The following is a 13,946-nucleotide window of genomic DNA, read 5'->3' as shown; positions in this document are numbered from 1 at the left end:
CGCAGAGCGCCAATAGTAACGTCGTTCATGCCGCGCATTGCGACCTGAAAGAGAGACTGGCATCGCGTTCGGATTTGCAGGAGCGTTGCTGCCGAAATTGGCGCCAACAAGGCCTCAGAACTCAGATGTAGGTCCGTGCTTCGATCGGCGTCGCCTCGATGCGGCCGAGCAATTCTCCGAGCATCGATTCCTCGGCGCGATTGAGTTTGGCGCGCGGGTTCCAGACCACATGCACGTCGATCTCCGGCATCTTGTCGTAGGGCGGCAGGTGCCACAGCAGGCCGGCATCGACGTCGCGCTGGGCGACATGCACGGGCAGCGGCCCGATGCCGAGGCCGGCGATGATCATGCGCCGGACTTCCTCCAGATGGCTCGACGTGCCGACGACACGCTCGCCGAGCTCGGCCTCGGCGCGCATCAGCGTCACGGGCTTCAGAACGTCATGCAGCCGGTCCGTCTCGAAACTGACGGAAGCGTGGCCGGCAAGATCGGCCCGCGTCAGTCCCTGCTGCCCGAACAGCGGATGCGGCGGACCGCAGAAGAGGCCGAAGAACTCGCGGTAAAGGCGCCGGTATTCCAGCTTGGGATTGCGTTCCTTGACGAGGCAGATCGCGAAACTTGCGCTGCGCGCGTTCACCGCGGCGATCGCCTCGCGGCTGGTGTCCACGTCGATGGACAGGGTCGCCTTGGGATGCCGGGCGTGGAATTCGGCCAGCGCCTCGTCGAAGACCGGGCAGATCACGTGGCTCGCCACCGCGATCTTGACGTGGCCCTGCACTTCGTCGGTCACCTCGCGCATCAGGGTCGTCAGGCGAAAGATCGACCCCTGGATGTCGACGGCCTCGCGATAGAGGAGTTCGCCGGCCCGGGTCAGCGCATAGCGTCCGGGCGACCGATCGATCAGCTTTCGGCCGAGCCGATCCTCCAGCCTTTTCAATGCCGTGGAGACCGACGGCTGCGCCAGGCGCAGCTTCTGGGCGGCCTCGGTCACGGAGCGCGATTCCGCCAGCACGATGAAGGTTCGCAGCAGGTTCCAGTCCAGTTCGCGGACGAGCCGTTCGGAGGGCTGGATGGGGAATGCGGCAACCGCCATAGCTCAGACCTATAATGATAATTCTGATTATCTATTTGATGAATGCCCGGGCCGCCGCCAATGTCAAGCCATCCGCACCTTGCGAAGGACTTTGGCATGTCGGTCGAACGCCGCGAGGCCCGTCAGCCCTGGATATTGCTGTCGCCCGCCCTGGTAGCCGTCACGCTGCTGCTGTTCGTGCCGCTCCTGTTCATCGTCGTCTATTCGTTCTGGCTGCGCACCGCGACCGGCGCCGACCAGGCGGGCTTCTTCCTCGACAATTGGAACGAGGCGCTGACCGACGGCTTCTACCGCGACATCCTGCTAAACACGCTGAAGATCGCCGCGATCACCACGATCGTATGCGCCCTGATGGGCTATCCGGCCGCCTATTTCATCGCCCGCTCGCGCGGCAACAAGGCGATCCTGCTGCTCCTGCTGATGCTGCCCTTCTGGATCAGCTACATCATCCGCACGATGAGCTGGATCAACATTCTCGGCGTGTCCGGCGCCGTGAACTCGATCCTGATCTCGCTCGGCATCATCAACGAGCCGATCCAGATGCTCTACAACGAGACCACCGTCATTCTCGGTCTCGTCCACTTCCTGCTGCCCTTCATGATCCTGAACGTCTTCGTCAGCCTGGACGGCATCGACGAGACGCTGGAAGACGCCGCCCATTCGCTCGGCGCGACGCGGTGGCAGAGCTTTCTGGAAGTCACATTGCCGCTGTCGCTGCCGGGCCTCGCAGCGGGCGGCCTTCTGTGCTTCGTGCTCGGGGCGGGCACCTACATCACGCCGCTCGTCCTCGGCGGTCCGACCGACGCCATGTTCGCCAATCTCGTCTTCGAGGCGATCATCACCCAGCTCAACTGGCCCCTCGGCTCGGCCCTGTCGCTGATGCTGCTGGCCGTGCTGGGCGCGCTCGTCGCCATCTACAACCGCTATCTCGGCATGGCGCAATTGATGAAGGGGCTGGGCTGATGGGCTGGGGCCTGATCCGTCTGTGGACGCTGCTCGTCTACCTGTTCATGTTCCTGCCGGTCGCGGTGGTCGTGTTGCTGTCGTTCAACGCCAGCCAGTTCGGTTCGTTTCCGATGACGGGATTTTCGGTGCGCTGGTTCGTCGAACTGGCCCAGAACGAGGCGATCCTGCGCGCCTTCCGCACCTCGATCGTGCTCGGGCTCCTGACCGCGGCGATCTCGACGACGCTGGGCGTGCTGGCGAGCCTGGCGCTGGTGCGCTACCGGGTGCCGGGCTCCAATCTCATCTCCACCCTGCTCATCGCGCCGATCCTCGTGCCGGAGGTGGTGCTGGCGGTGGCGCTGCTGCTGTTCCTCAACTTTCTGTCGATCAACAAGAGCTTCGTGCTGCTGCTCTTCGGCCATGTCATCTTCACGCTGCCCTTCGTCGTGCTGGTGGTGCAGGCGCGGCTTGTCTCGATCCGCCGCGACATCGAGGAGGCGGCGCTGAGCCTCGGCGCCAGCCCGGTGCAGACCTTCTTCGAGATCACGCTGCCCCTGATGCTGCCGGCCGTGCTGGCCGGCGGGCTCTTCGCCTTCACCATCAGTTTCGACGACATCACCGGCACGCTGTTCTGGAAGCCCGGCGGCGTCGAGACCGTGCCCACGCAGATCTTCGCCATGCTGCGCAACTCGATCTCGCCGGAGATCAACGCGCTCGGCACGGTGATGATCGTCCTGACTGTCGGGTTGCCGCTTCTGGGAGCCGCGATTGCCCGACAACTCGCCCGAAAAAGCGGCGGATAACCGCTCCCGCCCAACCGGTTCTTGAAGGAGACCATGATGGACAACACCAAGCGATATGAAAGACTGCTCGAGCGCTACATGAATGGCGATCTCGAGCGGCGCAAATTCCTCGGTTTGATCGGCATGGCCGGTCTGGCCTACGGCGTGTCAACGCCCTTCGCGAAACTCGCCCATGCGCAGGACGTCAAGCAGGTGCGGTTCGACGGCTGGGGCGGCGTCGTCTCCGAAGCCTTCCGCGAACACGCCTTCGACCCCTACACGGAAAAGACCGGCATCACGGTCGTGGACGGCACGTTCGGCGGCGGTGATGAATACCTTTCCCGCGTCAAGGCGAGCCAGCCGGGCGAATACAACATCGCCCACCTCTCCGGCGTGTTCGACTATGCCCGCTACCACGGCCTCGGCCTGACCACGGAGCTCAACGAGGCCAACATCCCGAACCTCGAATACGTGATTCCGAAGTTGGTCGACGTTTTCCGCGGCATCACCGACGGCAAGCTGTCCTGCGTGCCGTACGACTACGGCACCACGGGCCTTGCCTACAACCGCAAGCACATCTCCGACGATGAGATGAAGGAGAAGGGCGCCAAGATCCTCATCGACGAGGCCTACAAGGGCAAGATCGGCGGCTGGTCCGACTGGCGCACGCGCATGTGGTACGCCGCGCTGCAGACCGGTCAGGACCCGAACGGCGCGACCGACGTGGACGCCATGTGGGACGCGGTGCGCGCCCATCGCGACCTGGCGCTGAAATACTGGACGTCGGGCGCCGAACTGATGAGCCTCCTGGCGGAAGAGGAAATCTACGTCACCGAGGGCTGGTCCGGCCGCATCTACGCGCTTCAGGAACAGGGACACGACATCGGCTACATGGATCCGCCGAACGGCTTCGGCTGGCAGGAATGCCTGTTCGTCATCAAGGGCTCACCGCTTGAAGCCTGCGAGGAACTCCTGAACTTCATGCTGGCGCCGGCGACCTCCATCGCGGTGGCCGAAGGGCAGAACTACCCGCCGGCGCTCGACCCGACCAAGGTCGATCTGGGCGAGAAGATCCCGACACTGCCCGCCTTCGATCCGAGCGGCACGCTGTCCGGCCTGACCTTCGCCCAGCCGGATTACTGGAACGGCCACGAGGCCGAGTGGTCGAAAATGTTCGGCCGCGTGCAGAAGGGCTACTAGGAGAGCCTTCCTCCCGCCCCTGCCGCCTCGTTTGCGGCGGGGGCACAACCCGTCAACCCGGAGACCGGTGCCGTGAGTTCCGTTACCCTGACCGATATCGTGAAGCGCTTCGAGGCCTTCACCGCCGTGCACAAGACATCGCTGGACATCCCCGACGGGGCCTTCGTCACGCTGCTCGGTCCGTCCGGCTGCGGCAAGACGACGACGCTGCGCATGGTCGCCGGCCTGCTCGACCCGACCGAGGGCGAAATCCTGATCAAGGGCCGCAAGGTCAACGACGTGCCGATCCACAAGCGCAATCTCGGCCTCGTCTTCCAGAACTACGCCCTGTTTCCCCACAAGACGATCGCCGAGAATGTGGCCTTCGGGCTGAAATATCGAGGCGTCGCCAAAGAGGACGCCCGCAAGCGCGTGCAGGAGGCGCTCGACCTCGTGCAGCTGCCGGGTGTCGGCGACCGCTATCCCAAGCAACTTTCCGGCGGCCAGCAGCAGCGCATCGCGCTGGCGCGCGCCATCGTCATCGAACCCGACGTGCTGCTGCTCGACGAACCGCTATCGGCGCTCGACGCCAATCTGCGCGAGGACATGCGTGTTGAACTGAAACGCATCCAGGAACGGATCGGCGTGACGACGATCTTCGTCACCCACGACCAGTCGGAAGCGCTCGCCATGTCGGACCAGATCGTGGTGATGTCGAACGGCCGGGTCGAGCAGGTCGGCCCGCCCGAACAGGTCTACAATACGCCGGCCAGCGAGTTCGTCGCCAATTTCCTCGGCGCATCGAACATCCTGCCGGCGCGCCATGTCGGCAGCGACGGCGACGCCGTGCTGCTCGACGCCGACACGTTCGGCCGGGTCGCTGTGCCGGCGGCCAAGGCGCCGAACCTCGCGTCGGAAGGGCCGGCCAAACTGGTGATCCGCGCCGAGAAACTGCAGCTCGCACCGTCCGGCACGCCGGTCAACGGCGAACTGGCCATCGATGCCACCGTCGAGACCGTCGACTACCAGGGGCAGGCCGTGCGCTATTTCGTGCGAGCCGGCCACACGCAGCTTCAGGCCATCAACATGATCGACGAACGCCCCTTCAGCGAGGGCGCGCAGGTGTCGCTGCGGCTCCGGCCCCGCGACTGCGCGGCGCTCCCCGCTTCCTGACGCCCCGGACAATTCCATGACAAGCCATCCAAAGAGCCACCTCTTCTACCAGACCCGCAAGCGCAAACCGGTGCTCGACCAGGCGCGCGGCATCTACATGTGGGACGTCGACGGCAAGCGCTATCTCGACGGATCCTCCGGCGCGATGGTGTGCAATATCGGCCATTCCAACGAGCATGTGCTCGCCGCCATGCGCATGCAGATGGAAAAATCCACCTTCGGCTACCGCCTGCATTTCGAGACGGAGGCCTCCGAAAGGCTGGCCAGCAAGACCGCCTCCCTGACGCAGGACGGGCTCAACCGGATCTTCTTCGTCTCCGGCGGTTCGGAGGCGGTGGAGAGCGGCATCAAGCTGGCGCGCCAATATGCGCTCGCCGTCGGACAGGGTTCGCGCTGGAAGGTGATCTCGCGCTATCCCTCCTATCACGGCTCGACGCTCGGCGCGCTGGCGCTGACGGGTTACGATCCGCTGACCGAACCCTTCGAGCCGATGATGCGGCCAATGCCGAAGATCCCGGCTCCGCGCGCCTATCTCGACGGGCTCGACCCGGATGACGAGGCGACCGGGCGGCACTACGCCGACATGCTGGAACGCAAGATCATCGAGGAAGGCCCGGACACTGTCCTCGCCTTCTTCGTCGAACCCGTGGGCGGCGCCTCGACCGGCGCGCTCGTGCCACCGAAGGGCTACATGGAGCGGGTGCAGGAGATCTGCCGCGAATACGGCGTCTTGCTGATCCTCGACGAGGTGATGACCGGGGCCGGTCGCACCGGCAAGTTCCTGGCGGGCGAACACTGGGATCTTGCGCCCGACATCGTCGTCATGTCGAAGGGGTTTGCCGCCGGCTATGTGCCGCTCGGCGCGATGGCGGCGCATGACCGCTTGGTGGAACCGGTGCTCGACGCCGGCGGCTTCCAGCACGGCTACACCTATGCCGGCAATCCACTCGCCTGCGCGGCGGGGCTGGCGGTGATCGAGGAGATCGAGCGCCAGGGCATGGTCGCCAATGCGGCAGCCATGGGCGACGTCCTGCTCGCCCGGCTGGAAGACCTGAAGCAGCGCTACCCGATCATCGGCGACGTGCGCGGCAAGGGGCTGCTCACCGCCTTCGAATTCGTCTCCGACCGTCACAGCATGGCGCCGCTCCCGGCGTCCTTGTCGGCCCATGCCCGCTTCGTCGACATCGCCTATGAGAAGGGGCTCATCGTCTATTCGCGGCGCACGCGCGGCGGGGTCGACGGCGACCATATCCTCGTCTGCCCGCCAATGATCGTGAACGAGAACCAAATCGACGAGATCATCGACATGCTCGACGCCTCGCTGCGCGAGTTCACCAGCGAAGTGCAGGCCGCGCTTCCCCAGAGCGCCTGACCGGTCCCATGTCGAAGATCATCATCACCTGCGCCATCACCGGCTCGATCCATACTCCGTCCATGTCGCCCTACCTGCCCGTGACGGCCAACGAGATCGCCGAACAGGCGATCGGCGCGGCGCAGGCCGGCGCCTCCATCCTGCACCTGCACGCGCGCGATCCCGAGAACGGCAGGCCGTCTTCCTCGCCGGAGCACTTCATGGGCTTCCTGCCGCGCATCAAGCAGGCGAGCGACGCCGTTCTCAACATCTCCACCGGCGGCAGCGCCACGATGACGCTCGACCAGCGGCTGGAGGCACCGCGACAGGCCGAACCGGAGATGTGCTCGCTCAACATGGGCACGATGAATTTCGCGCTCTATCCGGCGGCCGAGAAGATCGACGACTGGAAACATGACTGGGAAAAGCCGTTCCTCGAAGGCTCCGACGACCTGGTCTTCAAGAACACGCCGCGCGACATCGCCCGCATTCTCACGGATCTGGGCGTCGATCGCGGCGCGCGGTTCGAGTTCGAATGCTACGACGTCAGCCACCTCTACATGCTCAGGCACTTCGCCGATCGCGGCCTGGTGAAACCGCCCTTCTTCATCCAGTTCGTCTTCGGCGTGCTCGGCGGCATCGGCCCGGATCCGGAAAATCTCGGCCACATGAAGCTGATCGCCGACAAGCTGTTCGGCGCCGACTACGCCTTTTCGGTGCTGGCCGCCGGGCGTCACCAGATTCCGCTGACCACCATGGCCGCCGCGATGGGCGGTCACGTGCGCGTCGGACTGGAGGACAGCCTGACGATCGCGCGTGGCACGCTGGCGAAATCCAATGCGGAGCAGGTGGCGAAGATCCGCCGGATCGTCGAGGAACTCGGCCGCGAGGTGGCGACGCCGGCCGACGCGCGCGGCATGCTGGGCCTGAAGGGCGCGCACCGGACGGCGTTCTGAGATGGCGGGGATCACGATCAGGCGGGCCGGTCCCGACGACGCGGAGCGGCTGAACGCGGCGCTCGCGCATCTTTCAAAGGACATCGGCGACGATCACGGCGGGACGGCCGCGCTGCTGCGGGAGGCCGGGTTCGGGGACAATCCGGCCTTCCGGGCACTGCTCGCCGAGGCGGGGGAGGAGATCGTCGGCGCGGCGCTCTATTCCCCGGTCTTTTCCACCGTGCGGGCCGGCGCGGGCGTCTATGTTTCGGACCTGTGGGTCTCGGAAACGACGCGCGGCAAGGGTCTCGGGCAGCGCCTGCTGCGCGCCGTCGCCTATGACGCCGACGCCGTCTGGAACGCCCGTTTCCTCAAGCTCGTCGTCTATGACGACAACGAGCGGGCGCGCAGCTTCTACGACCGCCTGGGCTTCGCCGCCTCAACCGGCGAAACGACGCTGACGCTGGACGCGGACGGGCTCGCCAATCTGAAAGGCAAATGACGGTATTCCCATGAAAGCGACCTTCGACGAACGCCAGTGGAAACACGATCCGAAACACTTCATGGCCAATGGCACCGTGCTGCCCAATCCCGAGCAACCGAAACGCATCGAGATCCTGAAAGCGGCAGCCGAGGCGGCGGGTTGCGTCTTCGAAATCCCGGCCGACGCGGGCATGGGACCCATCGCCGCGTTGCACACCGCCGAATACCTCACCTTCCTGAAGAACATCTACACGCGGTGGACGCGCATCGAGGGCGCCGGCGCGGAGGTGATCCCCAACATCCATCCCGCCAACCGGACCGATTCCTATCCGAAATCCGCCATCGGCCAGGCCGGCTACCATCAGGCGGACACCTCCTGCCCGATCATGGAACACACATTCGAGGCGGCCTACTGGTCCGCACAATCGGCGATCGGCGCGGCGGACCTCATCGCAGGCGGCGAGCCGGCAGCCTACGCGCTCAGCCGCCCGCCCGGCCATCACGCCTATGCCGACCTGGCCGGCGGATTCTGCTTCTTCAACAATGCCGGCATTGCCGCCGAACGGCTGCGGAAGGCGGGAAAGCGCCCGGTCATCCTCGACGTCGACGTCCACCACGGCAACGGAACCCAGGGCATCTTCTATCGGCGGTCCGACGTGCTGACGATCTCGATCCATGCCGATCCCGTGCGCTTCTATCCGTTCTTCTGGGGCCACGCGCATGAGCGCGGCGAGGGTGACGGCCTCGGCGCCAACCTCAACCTTCCGCTCGAACGCGGCACCGGCGATGAGGCCTATCTGAAGACGCTCGACACGGCCTTCGAACGCATCGCGATGTTCGGGGCGGACGCCATCGTCGTCGCGCTCGGGCTGGACGCGCATGTCGACGACCCGTTCAAGGGGCTCGCCGTCACGACGCCGGGTTTCGCGCGCATCGGCGCGGCGATTGCGGGTCTTGGCCTGCCGACGCTTTTCGTGCAGGAGGGCGGCTATGTCTCCGATGCGCTCGGCGACAATCTCACCCATGTCCTGCAGGGCTTCTCGCAAGCCTGAGCAGGGTCACCCAGTTTCCGACGAGGACATCATGAGCGACATCAAACGCATCGACACCGGCGCCCGCATGAGCCAGGCCGTCATTCACAACGGCACCGTCTATCTGGCCGGCCAGGTCGGCGAGCCGGGCACCAGCGTCACCGAACAGACCAACTCGATCCTGGGCAAGACCGAGGCGCTGCTCGCCGAGGCCGGCAGCGACAAGACGAAGATCCTCCAGGCTGTGATCTGGCTTGCCGACATGGCCGATTTCGCCGAGATGAACGCCGTGTGGGACGCTTGGGTCGCACCGGGCCACGCGCCGGCGCGCGCCTGCGGGGAAGCCAAGCTCGCCACGCCCGACTACACGGTCGAGATCATCATCGTCGCTGCGCAGTGACGACGGATCGAGAGCCGGCGGGCGCACATGGCGCCCCCGGCTCCGGCCGGGTTTTTGTCCGAGATCGCGCTATCGGCCGTTGCGGTCGAGCAGTTCCAGGAACAGCGCGCAATGGTCGAGATCGGCGCCGTCGAGCTCTTCGCACAGGCGCGCGAAGCGATCGCCCAGTTCCCGGCTCATCGGCAGGTTGAGGCCGAGCGACTCCGCCTCAGCAAGGGTGTTGCGCATGTCCTTGGCGTGCAACGAGGCACGGCCGCGCGGTTCGAAATCGCCGGCGGCCATGCGCGCGCCATGCATCTGCAGCACCTTGGAATCGGCGTAGCCGCCGGTGAGCGCGTCTCGGAAGGCGCTCGTGTCGCCTCCCCCCTCGCGCACCAGCAGGATCGCTTCGGCAACCGCGCCGATGGCCGCCCCGACGATCAGCTGGTTGGCCAGCTTGGCCAACTGTCCGGAGCCGACGCGGCCAATGCGTCGCGGCCGCCCCATCGCCGCGAGCACCGGCGCGAGGCGCCCGAAGACCACCTCATCGCATCCGGCCATGATTGCCAACGTCCCGGCTTCCGCCCCGGGCGGCCCGCCGGAGACGGGCGCGTCGCAAAAGGCAACGCCGCCCGCGCCGAGCAGGTCCGCGACGGCGCGGGCCTCTTCTGGCCTGGTCGAGCTCATATCGACGAAGACCGCGCCCTTCGGCAATGCGTCGGCCAGCCCGTGATCCTCGACGAGCGACCGGACAGCTGACCCGTCCGTGAGGATCGAGATCGCGATCTCGGCGCCTTCGGCGGCGTCGCGCGCATCGGCGAAGGCCGTGACATTGGGGCCCTCGACGGCCCTGGCCTTCTCGACGCTGCGGTTCCAGGCGCGCACGCTGTGGCCCGCCTTCGCCAGGCGCGCGATCATCGGCGCACCCATCATGCCGACGCCGAAAAAGGCGATGGTCTTCGCGGTGTCATTCATCAAGCATTCCCCCTCGTCGCCGCGAGGTTGGCCTGAGCCCGTGAAAAGTCAAGGCGCGACAAGCGCCTCGCTTGGCATCGTCGGCCGATGCGACTACGGTCCGCGCCGATCTGTTGGGGAAGGAGAGCTCCATGAAATTGCTGCGTTACGGTCCGGCGGGCCAGGAAAAGCCGGGCATGCTCGATGCCGACGGCACCATCCGCGATCTTTCCGGCCATGTCGACGACATCGCCGGCGCGGCGCTGGGCGCGGACGGATTGCGCCGCCTCGCCGATATCGATCCCGCGACACTGCCGGCCGTCGATGCCGGCGTACGTCTCGGCCCCTGCGTCGGCGGCGTCGGCAAGTTCCTGTGCATCGGGCTCAACTATTCGGACCACGCCGCAGAATCGAACCTGCCAATCCCCGAACATCCCATTCTGTTCATGAAGGCCAATTCGGCGATCGTCGGCCCGAGCGACGACGTGGAACTGCCGCGCGGTTCGACGGCCACCGACTGGGAAGTCGAACTCGGCGTCGTCATCGGCACCAAGGCGAAATATGTGACGCGCGAGAACGCGCTCGACCATGTGGCCGGCTATTGCGTGATCAACGACGTGTCGGAGCGCGATTACCAGATGAAGCTCACCGGACAGTGGACGAAGGGCAAGTCCTGCGACACGTTCGGGCCGATCGGCCCCTGGCTGGTGACCCGCGACGACGTGCCCGATCCGCAGGCGTTGGACATGTGGCTCGACGTCAACGGCGTGCGCCGGCAGACCGGATCGAGCGCGACGATGATCTTCGACGTGGCGACGATCATCGAACACCTTTCGAACCTGATGACGCTCCATCCGGGCGACGTGATCTCGACCGGCACGCCGCCGGGCGTCGGCATGGGCATCAAGCCCGAGCCGGTCTATCTGAAGGAAGGCGACGTGATGGAACTCGGCATCACCGGGCTCGGCGCGCAACGCCAAAGGGTGGTGCAGGGCTAAGCGCCCTGCCCCTTACATCCCCTCCCGGGATTCCGACGCCTTGTAGACGCCGAGGATGCGGAAATCCTCGGAGAAGAAGCCGATCTCCTCGAAGGCCAGCTGGACGTTGGCATCGTCGGGATGGCCTTCGATGTCGGCGTAAAACTGGGTGGCGAAGAACTTGCCGCCGATCTGATAGCTCTCCAGCTTGGTCATGTTGACGCCATTGGTGGCGAAACCGCCCATCGCCTTGTAGAGCGCGGCGGGAATGTTGCGCACTCGGAAGACGAAAGTCGTCATCATCCTCTCGTCCGGCGACGTGCGCTCGGGAACCTGCTTGTCCTTCGACAGGACGACAAACCGGGTCACGTTGTTCTCGTGATCCTCGACGTCGCTGGCGATGATGTCGAGCCCGTACATCGAGGCGGCCAGCTTCGGCGCGAGCGCCGCCATGGAGCGGTCGCCCGTCTCGGCGACGAGCTTGGCCGCACCCGCCGTGTCGCCGGCGACCGTTGCCTTCCAGTGATGCTTGCGGATCACCTTGCGGCACTGACCGAGTGCGTGGATGTGGCTGTGCACGGACTTGATGTCCTGCATCGTGACACCCGGCAGCACCATCAGCTGAAAATGGATCGGCAGGAAATATTCGCCGACGATGTGCAGGCGCGATTCCGGCAGAAGGTGATGAATGTCGGCGACGCGGCCGGCGATCGTGTTCTCGATCGGGATCATGGCGAGCCGCGCCTTCCCGGTCTCCACGGCGATAAAGGCATCCTCGAAGGTGGCGCAGGGCAGCGGCTCCATGTCCGGAAACATGTTGCGGCAGGCGGTGTCTGAGTTGGCGCCGGGTTCGCCTTGGAAGGCGATCAGATTCGAGGGTTCCGTCATGACAGTGGTTCTTTTTCGCGTGGTTTCTCAGCCCAGCAGCGCGCGTGCGCGCTCCAGGTCCGGCTGCGTATCCACGCCGAGCGGTTCGGAGTCAATGATCGCGGCATGGATCTGCATGCCGGCCTCGAGCGCGCGCAGCTGTTCCAGCCGCTCGCGACGCTCCAGCACCGAAGGCGGCAGGGCGACGAAGCGGGCCAGGGCCGTGCGGCGCCAGGCATAAAGGCCGACATGGTGGTAGAGCGGGCCCTCGCCCCACGGCGCGGTCGCGCGGGTGAAATAGAGCGCGCGCAGGATCGAGGGGCCGTGCGGCGAACCGACGATCTTGACGACGTTGGGATTGGTCTTTTCCGCCTCGTCGGCGATCTCGACGCCGAGCGTGGCGATGTCGCAGGCCGGGTCGGCAAGCGGCGACAGCGCCGCGCGGATGTCGGCGGGCGCGATGGTCGGCAGGTCGCCCTGCACGTTGACGACGACGTCGTGCCGCCCTTCCGGATCGAGCGCGCCCAGCGCCTCGAAGATGCGGTCGGAGCCGGACGGATGGTCCGCACGCGTCATCACCGCCAGGAACCCGGCGTCACGGACCGCTTCGGCCACGCCCTCGTCATCCGTCGCCACGGCGACGGCGCCGCAATCGGCGTCGCGGGCGCGTTCGGCCACATGGACGATCATCGGCTTGCCGGCAATGTCGGCAAGCGGCTTGCCGGGCAGGCGCGTGGAAGCCATGCGGGCGGGAACGAGAACGAGTGGGCGCATCAAAAACCGGGGGCTGGCGAGAAGTGGCAAAAAGTCTCAAATCGTGCGGCCTTATATCTGTTGCATCGGTCCGGCAAAAGACCTAGGTTCCGCGCGACTTGGCGCAGGGGACGCCCTGTGCACGCATGCACGGATTTCGGGATTTGGTTACACGATGAGCTCGTCGAATTTGAACCTGTACGCCGGCGCCTTTCTCGGCACGGTTTTTGTCATGATGTCGGTTGGCATTCTCGGTGAAGCGATCTTCCACGAGGAAGAGCCGGAACGCGCCGGTTTCGCCATCGCCGTGGAAGAAGGCGAGAGCGCTGGCGGCGGCGAGACGGAAGCCGCTCCCTCGATCGACCCAATCGGCCCGCTTCTGGCCAGCGCGGACGTCGCTTCCGGCGAGAAGGTCTTCAAGAAGTGCGCGGCCTGCCACACGGCGGAAGAAGGCGGCGCCAACAAGGTCGGACCCAATCTCTGGGGCCTCGTCAATCGCCCGATCGCCTCGCATGAGGGCTTCAAGTACTCCTCCGCCATGCTGGACTTCGCCGCGGACGGCGCAGTGTGGGATTACGAGCATCTGAACGGCTTCCTGCACAAGCCGAAGTCCTATGTCCCGGGAACGGCGATGGGCTTTGCCGGACTGTCGAAGACGCAGGACCGCGCTGACCTCGTCGCCTATCTGCGCACGATGGCGCCCGAGCCCGCGCCGCTGCCGAGCGAGGAAGCGCCTGCGGCCGAAGAAGCCACTGCAGAGCCCGCAGCCATGGAAGATGCCGCCCCCGCAGCCGAGCCGGCTGCAATGGAAGAGCCGGCAGCGATGGAAGAGCCGGCGGCAGCGGAAGAACCTGCAGCCGAGACGGACACGACCACCGAGGGCGAAAGCAGCAACTGACCTGCTTCACACACGGACATGCACCTTGGAAAAGCCGGGCTCGACCCGGCTTTTTCTTTGTCGGGTGGCACCCCACACCGGCGATCGAGCGGGGAGCCGGCTTCACGTCGCGCCGCACCGTCATTTGACATTGAAGCTTGGTGTGT

At 65.7% G+C, this 13,946-nt stretch carries 15 protein-coding genes; 11 read left to right on the top strand and 4 right to left on the bottom strand.

Annotated elements, in window-relative coordinates:
- Positions 1 to 121: 121 nt before the first annotated feature.
- Entirely contained in the window at positions 122 to 1,093 is a 972-nt protein-coding gene (locus MRY80_RS23800; protein ID WP_293293809.1) for a LysR family transcriptional regulator, read from the bottom strand.
- A 96-nt stretch (positions 1,094 to 1,189) separates the two neighbouring features.
- On the opposite strand from MRY80_RS23800, the gene MRY80_RS23795 reads away from it, so the two are divergent.
- The 9 genes from MRY80_RS23795 (at position 1,190) to MRY80_RS23755 (ending at position 9,372) form a co-directional block, all read left to right on the top strand.
- The gene (locus MRY80_RS23795) at positions 1,190 to 2,056 is read left to right on the top strand and encodes an ABC transporter permease (protein ID WP_293293808.1); all 867 of its coding nucleotides are present in this window, start codon (positions 1,190 to 1,192) and stop codon (positions 2,054 to 2,056) included.
- Positions 2,056 to 2,841, top strand: a complete 786-nt coding sequence (locus MRY80_RS23790) for an ABC transporter permease (RefSeq protein WP_293293806.1) — start codon at positions 2,056 to 2,058, stop codon at positions 2,839 to 2,841. The genes MRY80_RS23795 and MRY80_RS23790 overlap by 1 nt, the downstream gene beginning before the upstream one ends.
- Before the next feature lie 36 nt (positions 2,842 to 2,877).
- Positions 2,878 to 4,020 carry an extracellular solute-binding protein gene (locus tag MRY80_RS23785; protein ID WP_293293805.1) on the top strand — a complete coding sequence of 381 codons (1,143 nt, stop codon included), beginning with the start codon at positions 2,878 to 2,880 and terminating at the stop codon, positions 4,018 to 4,020.
- Positions 4,021 to 4,092: 72 nt separating this feature from the next.
- Positions 4,093 to 5,172 carry an ABC transporter ATP-binding protein gene (locus MRY80_RS23780; RefSeq protein ID WP_293293803.1) on the top strand — a complete coding sequence of 360 codons (1,080 nt, stop codon included), beginning with the start codon at positions 4,093 to 4,095 and terminating at the stop codon, positions 5,170 to 5,172.
- Positions 5,173 to 5,188: 16 nt separating this feature from the next.
- On the top strand, positions 5,189 to 6,544 hold the full coding sequence (locus MRY80_RS23775; RefSeq protein WP_293293801.1) for an aspartate aminotransferase family protein: 1,356 nt from the start codon (positions 5,189 to 5,191) through the stop codon (positions 6,542 to 6,544).
- Positions 6,545 to 6,552: 8 nt separating this feature from the next.
- A complete protein-coding gene (locus MRY80_RS23770; RefSeq protein WP_293293799.1) occupies positions 6,553 to 7,479 on the top strand; it encodes a 3-keto-5-aminohexanoate cleavage protein in 927 nt (308 codons plus the stop codon).
- A gap of 1 nt (position 7,480) precedes the next feature.
- Positions 7,481 to 7,960 (top strand): GNAT family N-acetyltransferase, encoded by a 480-nt coding sequence (locus MRY80_RS23765; RefSeq protein WP_293293797.1) that lies wholly within the window; start codon positions 7,481 to 7,483, stop codon positions 7,958 to 7,960.
- A 10-nt stretch (positions 7,961 to 7,970) separates the two neighbouring features.
- A complete protein-coding gene (locus tag MRY80_RS23760; RefSeq protein ID WP_293293795.1) occupies positions 7,971 to 8,993 on the top strand; it encodes a histone deacetylase family protein in 1,023 nt (340 codons plus the stop codon).
- Positions 8,994 to 9,024: 31 nt separating this feature from the next.
- On the top strand, positions 9,025 to 9,372 hold the full coding sequence (locus MRY80_RS23755) for a RidA family protein (RefSeq protein WP_293293794.1): 348 nt from the start codon (positions 9,025 to 9,027) through the stop codon (positions 9,370 to 9,372).
- Positions 9,373 to 9,441: 69 nt separating this feature from the next.
- On the opposite strand, the gene MRY80_RS23750 is transcribed toward MRY80_RS23755, so the two are convergent.
- Positions 9,442 to 10,326, bottom strand: coding sequence for an NAD(P)-dependent oxidoreductase (locus MRY80_RS23750; RefSeq protein WP_293293793.1), 885 nt, complete (start codon positions 10,324 to 10,326; stop codon positions 9,442 to 9,444).
- 131 nt (positions 10,327 to 10,457) lie between these two features.
- Here MRY80_RS23750 and MRY80_RS23745 point away from each other — a divergent pair, with 131 nt between their 5' ends.
- Positions 10,458 to 11,303: a fumarylacetoacetate hydrolase family protein gene (locus tag MRY80_RS23745; protein ID WP_293293791.1), complete on the top strand. Its 846-nt coding sequence runs from the start codon at positions 10,458 to 10,460 to the stop codon at positions 11,301 to 11,303.
- A gap of 12 nt (positions 11,304 to 11,315) precedes the next feature.
- On the opposite strand, the gene MRY80_RS23740 is transcribed toward MRY80_RS23745, so the two are convergent.
- Both MRY80_RS23740 and MRY80_RS23735 read right to left on the bottom strand, forming a co-directional pair.
- Complete coding sequence (locus tag MRY80_RS23740) at positions 11,316 to 12,170, bottom strand: prephenate dehydratase (protein WP_293293790.1); 855 nt, start codon at positions 12,168 to 12,170, stop codon at positions 11,316 to 11,318.
- Positions 12,171 to 12,197: 27 nt separating this feature from the next.
- Entirely contained in the window at positions 12,198 to 12,923 is a 726-nt protein-coding gene (locus MRY80_RS23735; RefSeq protein ID WP_293293789.1) for a 3-deoxy-manno-octulosonate cytidylyltransferase, read from the bottom strand.
- Between the two features lie 154 nt (positions 12,924 to 13,077).
- Between MRY80_RS23735 and MRY80_RS23730 the strand changes: the two genes are divergently transcribed.
- Positions 13,078 to 13,800, top strand: coding sequence for a cytochrome c family protein (locus MRY80_RS23730; RefSeq protein ID WP_293293788.1), 723 nt, complete (start codon positions 13,078 to 13,080; stop codon positions 13,798 to 13,800).
- Positions 13,801 to 13,946 lie beyond the last annotated feature (146 nt).

It is taken from the genome of Oricola sp. (assembly GCF_022763245.1).
Taxonomy (GTDB): Bacteria; Pseudomonadota; Alphaproteobacteria; order Rhizobiales; family Rhizobiaceae; genus Oricola.
The sequence above is the reverse complement of the archived record's forward strand: the minus strand, read 5'-3'. Positions and strand labels throughout refer to the sequence as shown.